Below are 19,694 nucleotides of genomic sequence, written 5' to 3' on the forward strand. Positions count from 1 at the left end.
TGCGGTGTGGTGATCATGACAATTACCTGGTACTCATGCCGCATGGCGTTACGGGGATTGCGGACGGGAATCGGGAAAACGGCGGCTGTCGCGGCCGCCCTGGTGCTGCTCCTCGCGGGCTGCGGTGACGGCGGTGGGGATTCCGCGTCCGCGGGCGGGCGTACGAAGGTCACCGTGGCCGCCCTGCCGTTGACGGACTCCGCGGCGCTCTACCTCGCACGGGACCGCGGGCTGTTCACCCAGGAGGGGCTGGACGTCAGGATCCAGCCCGTGCAGCAGAGCATCCAGGCGCTGCCCGCCCTGGCCAAGGGACAGGTCGACGTGATCGCGAGCGCGAACTACGTGACGTTCCTGCAGGCCGACGAGAAGGGCACTCTCGACCTGCGCATCCTCGCCGAGGGCGTACGGGTGGCGCCGCACATGATGGACGTCCTGGTGCCGAAGGACTCGGACATCAGGACCGTCGCCGACCTCGCGGGCAAGAAGGTCGCCGTCAACATCCTCAACAACATCCAGTCGCTCACTCTCGACGCGATCCTCGACGCGAAGGGCGTCGGCCGGCCCGTCTACCGGCAGATCGCCTTCCCGCAGATGGGGCCCGCCCTGGAACGGGGACAGGTGGACGCCGTGCATGCGGTGGAGCCCTTCGACAGCGCGATCCAGGGGGAGCTGAAGGCGAGGGTGCTGCTGGACGGCGGGTCGGCGCCCGTCCAGTCGCTGCCCATCAGCGGGTATGTCACCACGCGGACGTTCGCCGCCGAGCACCCCAAGCAGGCCGCGGCCTTCCGGCGTGCCATCGAGGCCGCTTCGAAGATCGCGGCGCAGGACCCGGGCGCCGTACGGGAAGAACTCCCCAAGTACACCAAGGTCACCGCCGGCCAGGCCGCCTCGATCGGCCTGCCGGCGTATCCCGCCGCCACCGATGTGGCACAGTTGCGGCGGCTGACCGAACTCATGAAGAAACAGGGGCTGTTGACGAAGTCCCTCGATCCGGCGACGCTGCTGGTCAAGTGACGCCCAGGTGAAGCGGCTGACACGGCGGGAACGGCTGGCACGGCATCAGGAGCTGTGGCTCGGTCTGCTCGGGGTGGTGCTGGCCTTCGGGGTCTGCGAGGCGGTCGGCCGGGCAGGCGTCGTGAGGCGCAGCTATCTGCCGCCCGCCTCCGAAGTCCTCGCCCGCGCCGTCGAGTTGGCGGGCGACGGCGCCTTCCTGGACGGGGTCGGGGCCACCCTGCGGGCCTGGGCGCTCGGGCTCGGCCTCGCCGTCGCGATCGCCGTCCCGCTCGGGTTGCTGCTCGGCAGCGTGCCGGTCGTCTACTCCGCCGTACGCATGATCGTGGAGTTCCTGCGGCCGCTGCCCTCGGTGGCGCTGATCCCCCTGGTCTCGCTGCTCCTCGGCACCGGCACCGAGACCAAGGTCGCGCTGATCACCTACGCGTCGGTCTGGCCCGTCCTCTTCAACACCGTCTACGGCCTCGGGGAGACCGACCCGCTCGCCAAGGACACCCTGCGGGCCTTCGGCTTCGGCCGGCTCTCGGTCCTGCTGCGGGTCGAACTGCCAGGGACGGCCCCGTTCATCGCCGCCGGGATCCGTGTCTCGGCGGCCGTCGCCCTCATCCTCGCCGTGGCCACCGAGCTCCTCTCCGGCTTCGGCGAGGGCCTCGGCATCTTCATCGCCCAGGCGGGCCTGGCCACCGACGGCACCCGGGACGTCCTGGCCGGTGTGGTGTGGGCGGGCGCCCTCGGGCTGGTCATCAACGGCGTCCTGGTCCGGGCCGAACGCCGGTTGTTCCCGTGGACACCGGAGCGGCGGGCGGACGGACGCGGGGTGCGGTCGTGAGGCAGGTGATCCGGCGGAAGAGGACCGCGGCACGCCGGGGGCCTGGCGACCCTGCCCGGAGTACGTCGTTGCGTCACGTACTCCTCCGTGTCCTGGTGCTGCTCGTCGCCCTCGCGCTGTGGCAGGCGGCCGCGCAGGCCCACGGCAGCGTGTATTTCCCGCCCCCGGGGCGCATCGCGCACCGCGCCTACGAGTTGTGGTTCTCGGGGCCCGTCCGGCACGGGTTTCTCACCGAGGCCGCCGTGGGGGACGTACTGCCGAGTCTCGGACGGATGGCGGCGGGGTTCGGGATCGCCGCCGTCGCCGGGATCGGGGCGGGCGTCGCGGTGGGACGGTCGCGCCGGGCGTACGCCCTGTGCAATCCCGTCCTGCAGTTCGCGCGGGCCGTGCCGCCGCCCGCGCTGGTGCCCGTCTTCGTCGTCGTCCTCGACTTCGGCACCCCGATGCAGATCGCGTCGATCGCCTTCAGCGCCGTCTGGCCGGTGCTGGTCAACACGGCGGAAGGGGCGCGCAACACCGACCCGCTGCGGCTCGACGTCGCCGCCGTGCTGCGCCTGAACCCCGTCGAACGGCTCCGCTTCCTGATCCTGCCCTCCGCACTGCCCCGCATCTTCGCGGGCATGCGCCTGAGCCTCTCGCTCTCCCTCGTCCTCATGGTCTTCTCCGAACTGCTGCCGGGCACCGCCAACGGCATCGGCTACACCCTCACCGACGCCCAGTCCCGCTCCGACCTGCTCACCGTGTGGGCGGCACTGCTCCTGCTCGGGGTCCTCGGACACCTCCTCAACACCGCGCTGCTGGCGGTCGAGAAGCGGATCCTCGGACGGGTAAGGAGCACGGCATGACGCTCCGCCTCGACTCCCTCGGCCAGCGCTACGGCGACCAGCGCGTCCTGCACGACATCACCCTCACCGTGCCCGACGGCCAGCTCCTGTGCGTCGTGGGACCCTCCGGCTGCGGCAAGTCGACGCTCCTGCGCACCGTCGCGGGACTGCAGCCCGCACACGAGGGCACCGTCACCGTCGACGGAACCCCGGTCACCGGCGTACCCGACCAACTGGCCGTCGTCTTCCAGGACTACGGCCGCTCCCTCTTCCCCTGGCTCACCGTCCGCGACAACGTCGCCCTCCCGCTGCGCCGCCGCGGCCCCGCGCGGGCCGAGCGCCGCGCCGAGGCCGAGCGGATCCTGGAGCGTGTCGGCCTCGGCGGCGTCGGCCGTCGACACCCCTGGCAGCTGTCCGGCGGCATGCAGCAACGCGTCGCCATCGCCCGCGCCCTGGTCTGCCGCCCCTCCCTGCTGCTCATGGACGAACCCTTCGGCTCCCTGGACGCCCAGACCCGCGAGGACCTCGAGGACCTGCTGCTGGAGGTCCACCGCACCGAAGGCACCACCATCGTGTTCGTCACCCACGACATCGACGAGAGCGTCTACGTCGGTGACCGCGTCGTCGTCCTCTCCCCGGCCCCCGCCTCCCACATCGTCCTCGACCTGCCCGTCGAACTCCCCGGAAAGCGCGACCAGATCGCCACCCGGGGCCTGCCCGAGTTCGTGGCGCTGCGGACGGAGGTGGGGCGGGCGGTGCGGGGTTCCTAGGTCCGCCGTCTGTTCCCGGATCACCCCCGATTCACGCGATGGTGTGATCATGTCCCGGCCCGCGGATGGTCCCGCAGGGTCACGGGTAGGGCCCCGGCCATGACGCAGCAGCCCTTCGAACTCCCGCACTTCTACATGCCGTATCCCGCACGGCTGAACCCGCATGTCGACGAGGCGCGCGCCCATTCGACCGAGTGGGCACGCGGGATGGGCATGCTGGAGGGATCCGGTATCTGGGAGCAGTCCGACCTCGACGCCCACGACTACGGGCTTCTGTGCGCCTACACCCACCCCGAGTGCGACGGCCCCGCCCTCTCCCTGATCACCGACTGGTACGTGTGGGTCTTCTTCTTCGACGACCACTTCCTGGAGACCTTCAAGCGCAGCCAGGACCGCGTCGGCGGCAAGGCCTACCTGGACCGGCTGCCCTTGTTCATGCCCCTGGACCTCGCCACTGCCGTACCGGAGCCGCAGAACCCGGTCGAGGCCGGGCTCGCCGACCTGTGGGCACGCACCGTGCCGTCGATGTCGGTGGACTGGCGCCGCCGCTTCGCCGTGGCGACCGAGCATCTCCTCAACGAGTCCCTGTGGGAGCTGTCCAACATCAACGAGGGGCGGATCGCCAACCCCGTCGAGTACATCGAGATGCGCCGCAAGGTGGGCGGCGCCCCCTGGTCGGCCGGGCTCGTGGAGTTCGCGACCGCGGAGGTGCCCGCGTCCGTGGCCGCATCGAGACCGCTCAGGGTGCTGATGGAGACGTTCTCCGACGCCGTCCACCTGCGCAACGACCTGTTCTCCTACCAGCGGGAAGTCGAGGACGAGGGCGAGAACAGCAACGGCGTGCTCGTCCTGGAGACCTTCTTCGACTGCACCACCCAGGAGGCCGCCGACACCGTCAACGACGTCCTCACCTCCCGCCTCCACCAGTTCGAGCACACCGCCCTCACCGAAGTGCCCGCACTGGCCCTGGACCAGGTCCTCACCCCGGCCGAGGTCGCCGCCGTCGCCAAGTACACCCAGGGGCTGCAGGACTGGCAGTCCGGCGGCCACGAATGGCACATGCGCTCCAGTCGCTACATGAACGCCCGCGCACAGGCCACGCACCCGTGGCACGGCCTGACCGGCCCCGGCACCTCCGCCGCCGATGTCGGTGCCCTGCTCGCGGCGGCCGGCGCCGAGCGCCTGCGCGCCTACACGCACGTGCCGTACCAGAAGGTCGGGCCGTCCCTGCTGCCCGACTTCCACATGCCCTTCGAGGTGGAACTCAGCCCCCACCTGGAGGGCGCCCGACACCGCCTCACCGACTGGATGCACGCCATGGGCATGCTCCAGGAGGGCGTCTGGGACGAGGACCGGCTCGCCGCCGCCGACCTGCCGCTGTGCTCCGCGGGCCTCGACCCCGACGCGACACCCGAGGAACTCGACCTGAGTTCGCAGTGGCTGGCCTGGGGGACATACGGCGACGACTACTACCCGCTCGTGTACGGCCACCGCCGGGACCTGGCCGCCGCCCGGCTGACCACCCGGCGTCTGGCGGACTGCATGCCCGTCGACGGCGAGGAGGCCCCCGTCCCGCTCAACGGCATGGAACGCGGACTCACCGACCTGTGGGCGCGCACCACGGCGCAGATGACCCCCGAGCAGCGGCGCACCCTCAGGGACTCGGTGAACGTCATGACCGAGAGCTGGGTGTGGGAGCTGTCCAACCAGCTGCAGAACCGCATCCCCGACCCGGTCGACTATCTGGAGATGCGCCGCGCCACCTTCGGCTCCGACCTCACCCTGAGCATGTGCCGGATGGGCCACGGCCCCGCGGTCCCGCCCGAGGTCTACCGCAGCGGCCCGGTCCGAGCCCTGGAGAACGCCGCCATCGACTACGGGTGCCTCATCAACGACGTCTTCTCGTACCAGAAGGAGATCGAGTACGAGGGCGAGATCCACAACGCGATCCTCGTCGTGCAGAACTTCTTCGGCATCGACTACCCGACCGCACTGTCCGTCGTCCACGACCTGATGACCCAGCGCATGCAGCAGTTCGAACACATCGCCGCGCATGAACTGCCCGTGGTCTACGACGACTTCACGCTCTCCCAGGAGGCACGCGAGGCGATGGACGGCTATGTGAAGGACCTGCAGAACTGGATGGCCGGCATCCTCAACTGGCACCGGCACGTGGACCGTTACAAGGCGGACCATCTGGCCCGCCGCACTCATGGCTTTCTCCCGGACCGGCCTGCCGCCATGACCGCACATTAAACCTTTTCGTGCGGAACGTGACATTCAGGGAACTTGGGCGAGGCGTCGGGAGTCTTCTGAGGTAAGGGGAACAGACCACAGAACACGGGGGTGTTCGAGCCTTGACCGAGATCATCGAGAGGATCACCGAGGGCGGCAGCACGGGGGAGACGGCGCCGGCTCCCGACGAACTGGCGCCGTACGTCACGCCGTTACGCGTCCCGCCCGTCGTACGTCCCGGATCGGGTGACGTCCTGCGGGAGACGGAGATCGCCCTGCGCCCGACCTGGGTCCGGCTGCACCCGCAGCTTCCGCCGACCCTGATGTGGGGGTACGACGGGCAGGTGCCGGGCCCGACCATCGAGGTGCGCCGCGGGCAGCGCGTCCGCATCGCCTGGACCAACCGCATTCCCCAGGGCAGCGAGTACCCGGTCACCTCGGTGGAGGTGCCGGTCCGCGCACCCGGCACGCCGCCGCCCACCACCGAACCCGGCCGGGAGGGCGTCGAACCCGACAAGGACGTCGCCGCCCTGCCCGCCTGGACGGTGACGCACCTGCACGGAGCGCAGACGGGCGGCGGCAACGACGGCTGGGCCGACAACGCCGTCGGATTCGGCGACGCCCAGCTGTCGGAGTATCCGAACGAGCACCAGGCGGTGCAGTGGTGGTACCACGACCACGCCATGAACATCACCCGGTGGAACGTGCACACGGGCCTGTACGGGACCTACCTCGTCCGTGACGACGAGGAGGACGCCCTCGGGCTGCCCTCCGGGGACAGGGAGATCCCGCTGCTGCTCGCCGACCGGAACCTCGACACGGACGAGGACGGCCGGCTCAACGGGCGGCTGCTGCACAAGACGGTCGTCGTCCAGCAGCAGAACCCGGAGACGGGCAAGCCGGTCTCCATCCCGTTCACCGGCCCGTACACCACGGTCAACGGCCGCATCTGGCCGTACGCCGAGGTGGACGACGCCTGGTACCGCTTCCGGCTGGTCAACGCGTCCAATGCGCGGATCTACAGTCTCGTCCTCGTCGACGAGGACGACAACCCGGTGCCGGGAGTCGTCCACCAGATCGGCAGCGACGGCGGGCTGCTGCCCCGCCCGGTCCCGGTCGACTTCGACGACGCGCTGCCGACGCTGACCGCGGCCCCCGCCGAGCGGTTCGACCTGCTCGTCGACTTCCGGGGCCTCGCCGGCCGGACGCTGCGCCTGGTCAACAAGGGCCGCGGACAGGCACCGGGCGTGCCCGACCCGGTGAACGACGTGCGCTACCCGGCGGTCCTGGAGTTCCGGGTGGGCGAGAGCGGCTGCACGGACACCTTCGAACTGCCCGAGGTGCTCTCCGGCTCCTTCCGCCGGCTCACCCACGACATCCCGCACGGCCACCGCCTGGTCGTGCTCACCCCGGCCGCCACCAAGGGCGCCGGCGGACATCCGGAGATCTGGGAGATGACGGAGGTCACCGACCCCGGCGGCATCCAGGTCCCGGCCGACGGCATCCTCCAGCTCAAGGGCCCGGACGGTACGACGAAGACGTACCGGCGCACGTCCCGGACGTTCAACGACGGCCTCGGCTTCACCATCGCCGAGGGCTCCTACGAGCAGTGGAGCTTCCTGAACCTCGCGCCGATCGTCCACCCGATGCACATCCACCTGGCCGACTTCCAGCTGCTGGGCCGGGACGCGTACGACGTCTCGGGCTTCGACCCGGCGGTGGGCGGCACCCGCGCGCCGATCGCGTACGACGCGGGCACCCAGCTTCCGCTGGCGCCCAACGAACGCGGCTACAAGGACGTCTTCCGGGTGCCGGGCGGCCAGATACTGCGCGTCATGGGCAGGTTCGACGGCGCGTACGGCCGGTTCATGTACCACTGCCACCTCCTCGAACACGAGGACATGGGCATGATGCGGCCCTTCGTCGTGATGCCCGAGGAGGCGATGAAGTTCGACCACGGCGGCGCGCACGGCGGTCACGGCGAGGGCCACCCGGGCTGACCCCCGCGGGCCGCCGCAGTCTCACCCGTTCGTGGCTCGTCGGGCGCCGGGGCTCCGGGTAGAGCTCCAGCCGGAGGCGATCCATGGAACAGACTGCGTTGCGTCCGAAGCCGATGCCGGGCGGGGAGCCCGGCGGCGGCACCGAACCCGGCACCGCCCGGCGCCCGCATGCCGTGCGCCGGCGCGGCCGACGGCTCAGGGCCGCCCTGTTCGGCCTGCTCGTCGGAACGGTCCTGGTGCTGTCCGGGGTAGGACTCGGCACCGTCGGCGCCACGGTGATCGGCATGAGCAGACTCGCCGACCTGCAACGCCAGGCGCAGGCCACGGGCAGCCCGTCGGCCACGGCGCACCCCAGTCCGTCGTCCCCGACGGCATCGGCGTCCCCGGCGCCCGCCCTCGCGACCCTGGGCCTGGAGGCCGTGGACGCGTACAAGGCGGGCGCCCTGGTCGTCGGCGTCCACGTGCCCGGCCCGGGCTATGCGGCGGGCCTGGTCCGGGGAGACGTGATCCTCGCGTTCGGCAGGACCCGCATCGACTCGGCCGCCGACCTCGCACGCGCCGTCGCCCGGGCCCGCCCGGGCGAGGGCATCACCCTGACGGTCCGTCATCGAAGTGGCGGCTACCAGCAGCTGACGGCGCTCCCGGGCGTCGTCACATGACCGTCCGGCAGTGAGGGGGCGGCAAGGCCGACCGGGGCGTCCTGGTCCGGGCGATCCAAGCATTACGGCCAATGGTCTTGTGTCCTGTATCCGTCAAGCGGCGGGGAAACCACTGGTCCCCGCCCATGGAGTGGGCCACGATGAGCCGCATGCTGAGCACCCTTCTCGCCTTCCTCGGCGCCTGCACCCTGATCGCCGCCTCACCCGGCCCCAGCACGGTGCTGATCATCAAGCAGTCGCTGCGCAGCCGCCGCTCCGGCTTCCTGACCGTGCTCGGCAACGAGACCGGCGTCTTCGTCTGGGGCGTGGTCGCCGCGTTCGGGCTGACCGCGCTGCTCGCGGCCTCCGAAGTGGCGTACGAGGTGATGCGCATCGTCGGCGCGGTCGTCCTGGTGGGCTTCGGCATCCAGGCGCTGCGGCAGGCGCGGCGCACCAAGGAGGCCCCGGAGGGCTGGGAGGGCGCCGAGAAGAGCGGCTGGGCCGCCTACCGCGGCGGGCTGCTGCTCAACCTCGCCAACCCCAAGGCGGCGATCTTCGCCATGTCCTTCCTGCCGCAGTTCGTGCCGCAGGGCGCCCCGCACCTGCTCGCGATGGTGGGTCTCGCCGCGCTCTGGGCCGTCTACGAGGTCGGCTACTACGGCCTGTACGTGTGGTTCGTCGGCCGGATGCGGGCCGTCCTGTCCCGCGCCGGGGTGCGCCGGCGCCTGGAGCAGGTCTCCGGCGGTGTGCTGCTGCTCCTCGGCGCCCGCCTCGCCCTGGAGAGCTGACACCATGGCCGAGGCAGCGCCCGAAAGATCCGCAGACCGGTCGCGCCGCCCCCACGGTACGGGCAGGATGCTGCCCGTAGTCCCTTGTGGTCCCTTCACCCGTCCAGGGAGGCCCGGATGACCGGCAGTACGCGCGCGCCCTTCACCGCCGACGACTACCGGGACCGGATGGACCGCGCCGCGCGGGCCGCCGCCGACGCCGGTCTCGCCGGGCTGCTGGTGGCGCCGGGCCCGGACCTGGTGTGGCTGACCGGCTATGCGCCCCCCGCGGTCACCGAACGGCTCACCCTGCTGGTCCTCGTCCAGGGACGCACCCCCGTCCTGGTCGTCCCCACCCTGGAGGCTCCGGACGCCGCACAGGCCGCCGGCGCTCCCGCCCTGGCGCTGCGCGACTGGACCGACGGCAAGGACCCCTACGCCGCGACCGCCGCCCTGCTCGCCGGCACCGGCCGCTTCGGCATCAGCGACAACGCCTGGGCGATGCACCTGCTCGGACTGCAGCGCGCGCTGCCCGGCACCGACTACGCGTCCCTCACCGACGCCCTGCCGATGCTCCGCGCCGTCAAGGACCCGGCGGAACTGGAACTGATGGCGGCCGCGGGCGCGGCCGCAGACGCAACGTTCGAGGAGATCCGCAAGGTTCCCTTCGCCGGCCGCAAGGAGTCCGAGGTCGGCGCGGACCTCGCCGACCTGCTGCGGCAGTTCGGCCACTCGCAGGTCGACTTCACCATCGTCGCCTCCGGCCCGAACGGCGCCAACCCGCACCACGAGGTCGGCGAGCGCGTCATCGAACGCGGCGACATGGTCGTCCTCGACTTCGGCGGTCTCAAGGACGGCTACGGTTCCGACACCTCCCGCACCGTCCACGTCGGCGAACCCACCGACGAGGAGCGCCGGGTGCACGACCTGGTGCGCGAGGCCCAGGAGGCGGGCTTCAGGGCGGTGAAACCCGGTGTGGCCTGCCAGGAGGTCGACCGTGCCGCCCGGGCGGTCATCGCGGAGGCCGGGTACGGCGAGTACTTCATCCACCGCACCGGGCACGGCATCGGCGTCACCACGCACGAGCCGCCGTACATGATCGAGGGCGAGCGGCAGCCCCTCGTGCCCGGTATGTGCTTCTCCGTGGAGCCCGGGATCTATCTGCCCGGCCGCTTCGGCGTGCGGATCGAGGACATCGTCACGGTCACCGAGGACGGCGGTCGCCGCCTCAACGACACCGACCGCGAGATGGTCATAGTGGACTGAGCGACCCCAGGAGCCCCAGCAGACCTTCGAGTGACAACGGCGCGACCATGACCCAGGCACCGACACCCACCGCGGACACCGTCCGCCGGCTGGTCAGTTCTCTGCTCAAGGAGGGCACCACAAGGGGGGCCGACGCGGCCGGGCCCGAGGTGCGGCCCGTCGCCGAGGGCGGCGAGCACTCCACCTGGTGGGTCGGCGCCCGCCATGTGCTGCGGCTCGCCCCGGACCGCGAGGCCGCCCTGCGCCAGCGCCGCGAACTGCGCCTGCGCGACCTGGTACGCCCGCATCTGCCGGTCGCCGTGCCGAGCAGCGTGGCGCACGGCGAGTGGGCGCCCGGGCTGACGTACACGCTCGACACCAAGGTGCCCGGCGGGACGGCGGAGCAGTACGACGTGTCCGCCGTCGGCGAGGCCGACCTCGCGGGGGTGCTCACCGGGCTGCGCGAGGTGCCCGCACGGCAGGCCGAGACGCTCGGCGTGCCGCGCACCGCCCCGCGCTCCCTGGAGGCGCTGCGCCGGGCCGCCGGGCGCGCCGCGGAACGCCTCGCCGCGGCCGACGAGTTCGACCCCGTCCGCCTCCACCAGCTCACCCCGCAGGCCGCCGTCCAGCTCGCCGCACAGCCCGGCACCGCGGTCCTCGTCCACCACGGCCTCAAGGGCGAGCACCTCGTGGTCAGCGCCGACGGCAGGGTGCGCGGCATCCTCGACTGGACCGACGCGGCCGTCGGCGACCCCGCCGAGGACATCGCCGGCCTCGCGATCGCGGTCGGCTCACCCGCGGCCGTCCGCGCCGCCACACTCGCCGGCTACGCCGCCCGCCCCTGCCTCCGCGGCCTCTGGCTGGCCCGCTGCGACACCGTCGTACGCCTCGCCGACCACCTCAAAGCCCAGGACACCGCCCTGCTGCCCCTCCTCAGGCTGCAACTCCGGCGCGCCTGGGAGGCGATCCTCCTGGAGAGGGTGACGGAGTTCCGCGACGAGGACACGGACGAGGAGTTCTAGGCCGACGTCGGCAAGTCCGGCGCAGGGGCGCGGGGCCGTATTCCGTGTAGGCGCGACCAGCCGCGACGGACTCGGCTCGGCGCGCCGGAGCCGCTCGGTGGCCGTTCAGGCCTGCGGCAGGACCACGGCCGACTCGCCGGGCAGTTGCGGCACCCTGTGCGCGTCCGGGGGCGCGGGGCGGCGTCCATGTGTGGCTCCGCCGTGATGGACTCGCCGGGGATGGACGGCTGTGCGTGGCTCGGCGCGCCGGAGCCGCTCGGTGGCCGTTCAGGTTTGCGGCAGGACCACGGCCGACTCGCCGGGCAGTTGCGGCACCCTGTGCGCGTCCGGGGGGCGGGGCGGCGTCCATGTGTGGCTCCGCCGCGATGGACTCGTCGGCGATGGACGGCTGTGCGTGGCTCGGCGCGCCGGAGCCGCTCGGTGGCCGTTCAGGGCTGCGGCAGGACCACGGTCGACTCGCCGGGCAGTTGCGGCACCCCGCGGGCGTCCGGGGGTGCGGGGCGGCGTCCATGTGTGGCTCCGCCGTGATGGACTCGCCGGCGATGGACGGCCGTGCGTGGCTCGGCGCGCCGGAGCCGCTCGGCGGTCGTTCAGGGCTGCAGCAGGACCACGGTCGACTCGCCGGGCACATGCGGCACCCCGCGCGCGTCCGGGGACGCGAGGCGGCGTCCATGGGCGGTTGCGCCGGGACGGAGTCGCAGGCGATGCGCGGGGCGCTCGACGGCCGTTCAGGCCTGCAGCAGGACCACGGCCCAATGCCGGGCAGATGCGGCGCCCCGTGCGCGTCCGGGGACGCGAGGCGGCGTCCATGGGCGGTTGCGCCGGGACGGAGTCGCAGGCGATGCGCGGGGCGCTCGGCGGCCGTTCAGGGCTGTGGCAGGACCACGGCCGAATGTCGGGCAGATGCGGCGCCCCGTACGCGTCCGGGGTGCGGGGCGGTATCCATGTGTGGCTCCGCCGCGATGGACTCGTCGGCGATGGACGGCCGGGCGTGGCTCGGCCCTCGGGGCGCTCGGTGGCCGTTCAGGTTTGCAGCAGGACCACGGCCGACTCGCCGGGCAGATGCAGGACCCCGTCCGTGCCCGGCGGCTCGACGGGCTCCCATGCGGCGAGTACGTCCGCGTGGCGGGGGCCCAGGGGGATCGCTGCCGGCTCCTTGGCGAGGTTCACGGCCACGCGGACGTCCCCGCGGCGGAAGGCGAGCCAGCGCTCCCGCTCGTCGAAGGCCACCTTGGTGTCGGCGAGGTCGGGATCGGTCAGGTCGGCCTGCTCGTGCCGCAGGGCGATGAGCCTGCGATACCAGTCCAGCACACGCGCGTGGGGCTCGTCCGCGAGCTCCGCCCAGTCCAGGCAGGAGCGGTCGCGGGTCGCCGGGTCCTGCGGATCCGGGACGTCCTCCTCGGCCCAGCCGTGCGCCGCGAACTCCCGTCGCCTGCCCCGCCGTACCGCCTCGGCGAGCTCCGGATCGGTGTGGTCGGTGAAGAACTGCCAGGGCGTACCGGCCGCCCACTCCTCGCCCATGAACAGCATCGGGGTGAAGGGCGCGGTGAGCGTGAGGGCGGCCGCGCAGGCGAGCAGACCGGGGGACAGGAGCGCCGAAAGGCGGTCGCCCTGGGCACGGTTGCCCACCTGGTCGTGGGTCTGGCTGTAGCCCAGCAGCCGGTGCGCGGCCACCCGCGTGTTGTCCAGCGGGCGCCCGTGGTGCCGGCCGCGGAAGCTGGAGTACGTGCCGTCGTGGAAGTAGCCGCGGGTGAGGGTCCGGGCCACCGCGGCGAGCGGAGCGCGGCCGAAGTCCGCGTAGTAGCCCTGGGACTCGCCGGTCAGCGCGGTGTGCAGGGCGTGATGGAAGTCGTCGTTCCACTGCGCCTGCAGCCCGAACCCGCCCTGCGCCCGGGGCGTGATGAGCCGCGGGTCGTTGAGGTCGGACTCGGCGATCAGGAACAGCGGCCGGCCCAGTTCGGCCGCAAGGGCGTCCACGGCCGTCGACAGTTCCTCGAGGAAGTGGCACGCGCGTGTGTCCGCCAGCGCGTGCACCGCGTCCAGACGCAGCCCGTCGATCCGGTAGTCACGCAGCCACGCCAGCGCGCTGCCCAGCAGAAACGCCCGCACCTCGTCCGAGCCGGGAGCGTCCAGGTTGACCGCGGAACCCCAGGGCGTGTGGTGCGTGTCCGTGAAGTACGGGCCGAACGCGGGCAGGTAGTTCCCCGACGGACCGAGGTGGTTGTGCACGACATCCAGGACCACGCCGAGGCCGAGTTCGTGCGCCCGGTCGACGAACCGTTTCAGCGCCTCGGGCCCGCCGTACGGCTCGTGCACGGCCCACAGCGAGACGCCCTCATAACCCCAGCCGTGCCGGCCCGGGAAGGGGCACAGCGGCATCAACTCGACGTGGGTGACGCCCAGTTGGACCAGGTGCCCGAGCCGCTCGGCGGCCGCGTCCAGGGTGCCCTCGCGGGTGTACGTGCCCACGTGGAGCTCGTACAGGACCGCGCCCGGCAGCGGGCGCCCGGCCCACTCGGTGCGCCATGCGTACCCGTCGTGCTCGACGACCGCGCTCAGCCCGTCCGGGCCGTCCGGCTGCCGGCGCGAACGCGGGTCCGGCAGCACGGGGCCGTCGTCCACCGCGAACCCGTACCGCGAGCCGTCCCGCGCCGCGGCCTCCGTCCGCCACCAGCCCTCCCGGTCCTGATCACGCTCCAACGCGCGCGTGGCGCCGTCGCACTGGAGCGTCACTCGGCCGGCCTGCGGTGCCCACACCTCGAACTGCACGGACGGTTCCCCTTCGTCTGCTCACCGTGATGTAGCCCGTCCATGGTGCTTCAAACGAGATCAATCCGCTTTTGAATCACCCCTTTTACGGCGGGTGTCGTCAGGTACGCGCGCGTGGCGGCCGTTTTCTCGTTTCCTGGACACCCGAGGTCGGCTGACCGACAATCACCAACGTGACGTCGTCTTTCGAGTTCAACACGTACCCCGCGCGGCTGTCCGACGTGGAGCGCGACAAGGTGCTGAAGGTGCTGCGTGACGGCGTCGCCATGGGTCGGTTGTCGCACGACACGTTCATCCGCCGCATGGAGCTGGCCCTCACCGCCCGCCGCTCGGAGGAACTCGCCGCACTCACCGCCGACCTCCCGCAGGAAAGCCGCGTCGCCCGCCTGGTTTTCGGCACCGTGGAGGCGGTCTCCGGCTTCACCGTACGGCTGCGCAGGGCCTGGCAGGCCGAGCGTCTCCCCAAGCTGCTGCTGCCCCACCCCGCGGGCGGCTACCCGCTGCGCATCGGTCGGGATCCGGCCAACGGACTTCGCCTCACACATGAAACCGTGTCCCGTGTGCACGCCGAACTCAGCCGCCAGGGCGGCATGTGGGTGCTGCGCGACCTCGGCTCGACCAACGGCACGACGGTGAACGGCCGACGGGTCATCGGAGCGGCCGTCGTCCGTGAAGGCGATCAGGTGGGCTTCGGGCGGATGGCGTTCCGGCTCGCCGTCGACTGAGCCCCGACTGAGTCACCCCTTAGCTTTGGCCTGGGCATGACACCCTGTTGACGTGGGGTGATGGCGCAAATCGCATTGTGTTCCATGGTGTTGACGTACCCCTCAAGTCGTGACTGACTGTGCGTACGCCATGCACATCAGGTGAACCGACGGCGCCACATTGTGGAGGTGTGCCCTGCCGCCCCTCCTGCGCTACCCGACCGTCGACGAGCTCGGCGTGCGGGCGGCGGCACTCGTCTCCCGGCGTCCGAGCGACGCCCGTCTGCGCCGCGTCGGCACCTCGCGCGCGGGCACCCCCATGTGGCTGCTTTCCGTCGGTCACGGCAGCCGCCAGGCCCTCGTCGTCGCAGGGCCGCACGCCAACGAACCCGTCGGCGGCGCCACCGTGCTCCGCTTGGCCGAGCGGGCCCTGGCCGACCCCAGGTTCACGGAGGGCGCCGACGCCACCTGGAACCTGCTGCTGAGCCTCGACCCCGACGGCCTGCGCCGCAACGAGGGCTGGCTGCCGGGCCCGTACGGCCTCGGCCGGTACTTCCGGAACTTCTTCCGGCCCGGCTTCCTGGAACAGCCCGAATGGCTGCCCGACGGCGCGGCCGCCGCCGCCCTGCCGGAGACCCGCACCCTGCTCGACCTCCAGGACGAACTGCGGCCCTTCCTGCAGTGCTCCCTGCACGGCGTCGACGTGGGCGGCGGCTTCGTCGAGCTCACCCATGACCTGCCGGGCCTCGCCGGCCGCGTCGCGCACACCGCCGCCCGCCTCGGCATCCCGCGCGAACTCGGTCCCTACGACACCCTGTACTGGCCGAGCCTCGGCCCCGCCGTACACCGCATCCCGCCGCCCCGCATCGGCGACCTGGCCGCGGCCATCACCGAGGCGGCCGTCGAGTCGACCTGGTTCCACCCCTACCGGCACGGCACGGTCACGGCGGTCGTCGAGGCGCCCATGTGGGGCGTGGCGGCCGTGGAGGACGGCTCCCCGCCCGCCGACGCGGCCGGTGTGCTGCGCGCCGTCAGCCACACGCTGCGCCACGACGCACGGCTCCTGGAGGTGCTCCTGGCGCGGCTGCGGCCCCATCTCGCCGGTATGCCGGACGCGGCCCGCCTGCTCGCCCCGGTGGACGACTATTTACTGGTCTGCCCAGGGCTCGCCGACGCATGGGACCCCGATGTCGCCGACGGGGCGCGTCCCCTCCCGCCGCTCAGCACCGCCCACCTCGTCGCCCTGCGCATCGCCGGACGAAGGCTGGCACTGCGCACCGCGGGCCTGCTGCACCAGCTCGTGACCCGCGCCGGCCGCGACCCGGCCGGTGTGCTGCCCGACCTGGACCGTCTCATCGACGACTGGTGCGCCGACTACCGCGACGGCATGGGGGCGCGCTGGATCCCGGTCCCGCGCCAGGTGGAGTACCAGTCGCGCGTGGTGCTCGCCGCGTTCGAACTCGCCCTGCGGCATGCGCCCGCATGCTCCCGTTCGGGTGAGTCGGGGTGGGGTTCCCAGGCTGCCGTGCCGATGCATCGGGAATGACGATCAGCACCACAGTGAAAGCGGTACGGGGCTCGCTGCTGGCGGCCGCCCTCCTCGTCGCCGGCGCGGCCCCGGCCCAGGCGGCGTCCTCGGGTTTCCCGCCGAGCGACTGGCTCTACCTCACGGTCACCAAGGGCGACGCCCGGTCCCCCCACACGCGTGACACCCTCCTGCTGTGCGACCCGCCCCAGGGGCATGCGCGAGCGGCCGACGCATGTTCGGAGCTGGCGGCGGCGGACGGCGACATCGCCCGCATCCCGTCGAAGAAGAACATCTTCTGCCCGATGATCTACGCGCCGGTGACCGTTCACGCGCGCGGGGAGTGGAACGGCCGGCGGGTCGAGTACACGCAGACCTTCTCCAGCGCCTGCGTCATGGCCGGCCGCACCGGGTCGGTGTTCGCGCTGGACGCCTGACCCTCGCGCTGCGGCGGCCTGCCGTGCGCGTGACGGCTCGCGGTCAGGCCGCCCGGTCGCGTGCGTGCAGCGCCGCCGCGACGACCGTCCGCAACTGGTGCTCGACCTGGTGCTCCAAAGGCACCCAGCGGGCACGGAAGCGCTCCGCGAAGGCGTCGCTCCAGGATGCCACCAGCCGCTCCAGGCCCGGTGCCGCCCGGTCGTCCGCCTCCTGCAGGACACGCAGCAGCATGGCCGCCGCCCGCAGCGGCAGGCGGCGGCCGAACGCGTCCACACTGCCGACGTACGCCATCGTGTTGTCGGCGGGCGGGGTGTGCATCCAGTCCGCGGCCAGGCCCGGAACCAGTTCCAGGGCCCACTTGGCGGCCCGCAGCAGCGGACCGTCGAGGCCCTCCAGACGCGGCAGCGCCTCGGCGAGCACCCGCTCCACCTCCAGCGCGTCCCGCAGCAGCCGGCGCGCCAGCCGTCGCATCGCCGCGGCCGGAGCGGGATGCGGAGCAGGGTCGTCCACCAGATCGCTGGCCCACATCGGCACCTCGACCACCGCCGTCAGACCGCCGTGGCGGTGGGTGTCGTACCAGGTGCTGTGGCGTGCGTCGTCCGGCATGCTCGGATACGCGGCGCCCGCGCCGGGGGAGGGCATCACATGCACCCCCGGTCCGGACGCGGCCCAGCCCGCGGCGTCCGAGGCGCCCGTCTCCACCGGGATGTGCAGCTCGGCCGCGGATTTCGCGAACGGCTCCGCGAGACCCGGTATGTCCTTGGTCAGCTGGACCCAGCTGCCGCCCAGGTCGGTTCCGTGCAGGGTCGCCTGGAGGTAGGGGCGCAGCTCGTCGATGACCCGGGTCAGCGCGCGGGTCTCGGGCGGCAGCCGGTGCGGCGGAAGCACCGACGGCGACCACTCCGGCTGCTCCTCGGCGGCCGGCCGGAAGAACCCGAGGTGGTAGTCGAACAGGCTGCGCGGCGCCGGGGTGCGGTGCAGACTCGCCCCGTCGGGATCGGCGCACAGCAGGAAGTGCCAGGAGGTGTCCGCACGCAACTCCCGCTCGGACACCACCCGTTCGGCGAGCGCGAGCGACGTGGAGCCGCCGGTCGGCTCATTGGCGTGGGCGCCCGCGACGACGAGCACGGCACGCCGCGCATGACCCACGGACAGCAGGTGCAGCGGTCTGCCCGCCCGGGAGACGCCGACCTGCCTCAGCGTGCACAGACCGGGTCTGTGGGCGGCCAACGCGGCGGCGGACGCGACGAGTTGAGTCACGGTGGGGTAGCGCAGCTGCAGCAGGAGACTCACCCCCGTTACGTCCGCCCGGCTTCGCAATCCGCAGTACCCCACGCTCCAGGTGAAGTGTCAATAACGCCTGGGGGGAGGCTCCAGGGGGCGCCCAGATGCATTCACCGCCGATGACGAGGGGCATTGCCGACGACGGGGGCGCGGACACCGGCGCTCACTGCTGGTGCAGTCCGCGTCCGGCGAGCGTCAGGAAGGTCTCGCCGACCGCCTCCGACAGCGTCGGGTGCGGGTGGATGTGCCGGGCCACGTCCGAGGGATACGCGTCCCAGCCGACGATCAGCTGGCTCTCCGCGATCATCTCGGACACATGCGGGCCCACCAGGTGCACACCGAGCACCTGCCCGCCGCCGGCCTCCGCGACGACCTTCACCATCCCGCCCTGACCATGCACCATGCCCTTCGCGACCGCCGTCAGGGGCATGGTGTTGACGTCCACCTCGTACCCACGCGCGCGTGCCTCCGCCTCGCTCAGGCCCACGGCCGCGGTCTGCGGCGACGAGTACGTCACCCGGGGCACGGCCGCGTAGTCGACCGGCACTGACGCCACGCCGGCCAGCGTCTCCGCCACCAGCAGGCCCTCCGCGAAGGAGGCGTGCGCCAGGCCGAGTGACGGCGGCGGCAGCAGGTCACCGACGACGTGTACGCCACCCACCGGCGTCTCCAGCCGGGCCCAGTCGGCCGGTTCGACGAAGCCGCGCGCGTCCGTCGCAAGGCCCGCGGCGGCCAGGTCCAGGCCGTCGGTGACCGGGGCCCGGCCGACCGCCACCAGGAGCCGTTCCACCTCGACGGTACGGGTCTCGCCGCGGGCGGTGCGCACACGCGCGCGTACGCCGTCCTCGAGCAGCTCGGCGTCCAGCAGCCGGGCGCCCGTCTGCACGTCGACGCCGCGCTTCTTCAGCCCGCGCGTCAGGTGACGGCTCACGTCCACGTCCTCGAGCGGCACGAGCCGGTCGGCGGCCTCCACGAGGGTGACCTCCGCACCCATCGAGCGGTGGAACGAGGCGTACTCCACGCCGATCGCGCCACCGCCGAGCACCAGGACGGAGGCCGGCAGACCCGGCGCGAAGAGCGCGTCGTCGCTCGTCACCACGCGCCGGCCGTCCGGCTCGAGCCCCGGGAGCGTGCGCGGCCGAGAGCCGGTGGCCAGGACGATCCCACGGCGTGCGGCGAAATCCCGCACGCCCGGCGCGGATTCACCGTCCGGGCCCTGCACGAGTACCGTGCGCGGCCCCGCCAGCCGGGCGCTGCCCCGCACGACCCGTACGCCGGCCTGGGCGAGATGTGCCTCCACGCCCCGGTGGTTGCGGCTCACGATGTCGTCGCGCGTGGCGACCAGCGCGGGCCAGTCGACGGCGTCCAGGCTCGCCTTCACCCCCCAGCGCTCGCGCGCCTCGGCGATGCCGTCGACGAGTTCGGCGGCGTGCAGCATCGCCTTGCTGGGGATGCAGCCGCGGTGCAGACAGGTCCCGCCGATCTTGTCGCGCTCGACGAGCACCACATCCAGTCCGAGGGCGGCGGCGCGCAGGGCGGTGCTGTATCCGCCGGTGCCGCCGCCGATGACGATGACATCCGCAGTGCTCAAGTCCCGTGTGTCGGCCATGCCCCCACCCTCCGTCCGCCCCTT

The 19,694-nt window shown here is 72.5% G+C and carries 16 protein-coding genes; 13 read left to right on the plus strand and 3 right to left on the minus strand.

All coding sequences use genetic code 11. From position 1 onward, the window contains the following. Positions 1-42 precede the first annotated feature (42 nt). The 10 genes from ABD355_RS20540 (at position 43) to ABD355_RS20585 (ending at position 11,341) form a co-directional block, all read left to right on the plus strand. Positions 43-1,014 (plus strand): ABC transporter substrate-binding protein, encoded by a 972-nt coding sequence (locus ABD355_RS20540; protein WP_344401943.1) that lies wholly within the window; start codon positions 43-45, stop codon positions 1,012-1,014. A gap of 7 nt (positions 1,015-1,021) precedes the next feature. Next, positions 1,022-1,840: an ABC transporter permease gene (locus tag ABD355_RS20545; RefSeq protein ID WP_344401944.1), complete on the plus strand. Its 819-nt coding sequence runs from the start codon at positions 1,022-1,024 to the stop codon at positions 1,838-1,840. A 68-nt stretch (positions 1,841-1,908) separates the two neighbouring features. Further along, the gene (locus tag ABD355_RS20550; protein WP_344401945.1) at positions 1,909-2,685 is read left to right on the plus strand and encodes an ABC transporter permease; all 777 of its coding nucleotides are present in this window, start codon (positions 1,909-1,911) and stop codon (positions 2,683-2,685) included. After that, positions 2,682-3,434 carry an ABC transporter ATP-binding protein gene (locus tag ABD355_RS20555; protein ID WP_344401946.1) on the plus strand — a complete coding sequence of 251 codons (753 nt, stop codon included), beginning with the start codon at positions 2,682-2,684 and terminating at the stop codon, positions 3,432-3,434. The genes ABD355_RS20550 and ABD355_RS20555 overlap by 4 nt, the downstream gene beginning before the upstream one ends. 99 nt (positions 3,435-3,533) lie before the next feature. Next, positions 3,534-5,690 carry a germacradienol/geosmin synthase Cyc2 gene (cyc2, locus tag ABD355_RS20560; RefSeq protein WP_344401947.1) on the plus strand — a complete coding sequence of 719 codons (2,157 nt, stop codon included), beginning with the start codon at positions 3,534-3,536 and terminating at the stop codon, positions 5,688-5,690. Positions 5,691-5,791: 101 nt separating this feature from the next. After that, a complete protein-coding gene (phsA, locus tag ABD355_RS20565) occupies positions 5,792-7,669 on the plus strand; it encodes an O-aminophenol oxidase PhsA (protein WP_344401948.1) in 1,878 nt (625 codons plus the stop codon). A gap of 83 nt (positions 7,670-7,752) precedes the next feature. Then, a complete protein-coding gene (locus ABD355_RS20570) occupies positions 7,753-8,328 on the plus strand; it encodes a PDZ domain-containing protein (protein WP_344401949.1) in 576 nt (191 codons plus the stop codon). A gap of 149 nt (positions 8,329-8,477) precedes the next feature. After that, positions 8,478-9,095, plus strand: coding sequence for a LysE family translocator (locus ABD355_RS20575; RefSeq protein ID WP_344401950.1), 618 nt, complete (start codon positions 8,478-8,480; stop codon positions 9,093-9,095). Positions 9,096-9,212: 117 nt separating this feature from the next. Next, positions 9,213-10,340, plus strand: coding sequence for a M24 family metallopeptidase (locus ABD355_RS20580; RefSeq protein WP_344401951.1), 1,128 nt, complete (start codon positions 9,213-9,215; stop codon positions 10,338-10,340). Between the two features lie 47 nt (positions 10,341-10,387). Next, complete coding sequence (locus ABD355_RS20585) at positions 10,388-11,341, plus strand: aminoglycoside phosphotransferase family protein (protein WP_344401952.1); 954 nt, start codon at positions 10,388-10,390, stop codon at positions 11,339-11,341. 1,023 nt (positions 11,342-12,364) lie between these two features. Here ABD355_RS20585 and treZ read toward each other — a convergent pair. Then, positions 12,365-14,110 (minus strand): malto-oligosyltrehalose trehalohydrolase, encoded by a 1,746-nt coding sequence (gene treZ, locus ABD355_RS20590; protein WP_344401953.1) that lies wholly within the window; start codon positions 14,108-14,110, stop codon positions 12,365-12,367. Positions 14,111-14,283: 173 nt separating this feature from the next. On the opposite strand from treZ, the gene ABD355_RS20595 reads away from it, so the two are divergent. The 3 genes from ABD355_RS20595 to ABD355_RS20605 all read left to right on the plus strand — a co-directional run bounded on the left by ABD355_RS20595 (position 14,284) and on the right by ABD355_RS20605 (position 16,776). Continuing rightward, positions 14,284-14,835 carry an FHA domain-containing protein gene (locus ABD355_RS20595; RefSeq protein ID WP_344401954.1) on the plus strand — a complete coding sequence of 184 codons (552 nt, stop codon included), beginning with the start codon at positions 14,284-14,286 and terminating at the stop codon, positions 14,833-14,835. 160 nt (positions 14,836-14,995) lie between these two features. Further along, positions 14,996-16,360, plus strand: a complete 1,365-nt coding sequence (locus tag ABD355_RS20600) for a M14 family zinc carboxypeptidase (protein WP_344401955.1) — start codon at positions 14,996-14,998, stop codon at positions 16,358-16,360. Next, entirely contained in the window at positions 16,357-16,776 is a 420-nt protein-coding gene (locus ABD355_RS20605; protein WP_344401956.1) for an SSI family serine proteinase inhibitor, read from the plus strand. Before ABD355_RS20600 ends, ABD355_RS20605 begins: the two co-directional genes overlap by 4 nt. A gap of 43 nt (positions 16,777-16,819) precedes the next feature. Here ABD355_RS20605 and ABD355_RS20610 read toward each other — a convergent pair whose 3' ends face one another. Both ABD355_RS20610 and lpdA read right to left on the minus strand, forming a co-directional pair. After that, positions 16,820-18,070 carry a M14 family zinc carboxypeptidase gene (locus ABD355_RS20610; protein ID WP_344401958.1) on the minus strand — a complete coding sequence of 417 codons (1,251 nt, stop codon included), beginning with the start codon at positions 18,068-18,070 and terminating at the stop codon, positions 16,820-16,822. Positions 18,071-18,224: 154 nt separating this feature from the next. Then, positions 18,225-19,670 (minus strand): dihydrolipoyl dehydrogenase, encoded by a 1,446-nt coding sequence (gene lpdA, locus ABD355_RS20615; RefSeq protein ID WP_344401959.1) that lies wholly within the window; start codon positions 19,668-19,670, stop codon positions 18,225-18,227. Positions 19,671-19,694: the final 24 nt, after the last annotated feature.

This window comes from Streptomyces longisporus (genome assembly GCF_039532765.1).
Classification (GTDB): domain Bacteria; phylum Actinomycetota; class Actinomycetes; order Streptomycetales; family Streptomycetaceae; genus Streptomyces; species Streptomyces longisporus.

Coding starts and splice junctions, on each gene's coding strand:
- ABD355_RS20540 (WP_344401943.1), top strand. CDS start 43: ATGGCGTTACGGGGATTGCGGACGGGAATCGGGAAAACGGCGGCTGTC.
- ABD355_RS20555 (WP_344401946.1), top strand. CDS start 2,682: ATGACGCTCCGCCTCGACTCCCTCGGCCAGCGCTACGGCGACCAGCGC.
- cyc2 (WP_344401947.1), top strand. CDS start 3,534: ATGACGCAGCAGCCCTTCGAACTCCCGCACTTCTACATGCCGTATCCC.
- ABD355_RS20570 (WP_344401949.1), top strand. CDS start 7,753: ATGGAACAGACTGCGTTGCGTCCGAAGCCGATGCCGGGCGGGGAGCCC.
- ABD355_RS20575 (WP_344401950.1), top strand. CDS start 8,478: ATGCTGAGCACCCTTCTCGCCTTCCTCGGCGCCTGCACCCTGATCGCC.
- ABD355_RS20580 (WP_344401951.1), top strand. CDS start 9,213: ATGACCGGCAGTACGCGCGCGCCCTTCACCGCCGACGACTACCGGGAC.
- ABD355_RS20585 (WP_344401952.1), top strand. CDS start 10,388: ATGACCCAGGCACCGACACCCACCGCGGACACCGTCCGCCGGCTGGTC.
- ABD355_RS20605 (WP_344401956.1), top strand. CDS start 16,357: ATGACGATCAGCACCACAGTGAAAGCGGTACGGGGCTCGCTGCTGGCG.
- lpdA (WP_344401959.1), bottom strand. CDS start 19,670: ATGGCCGACACACGGGACTTGAGCACTGCGGATGTCATCGTCATCGGC.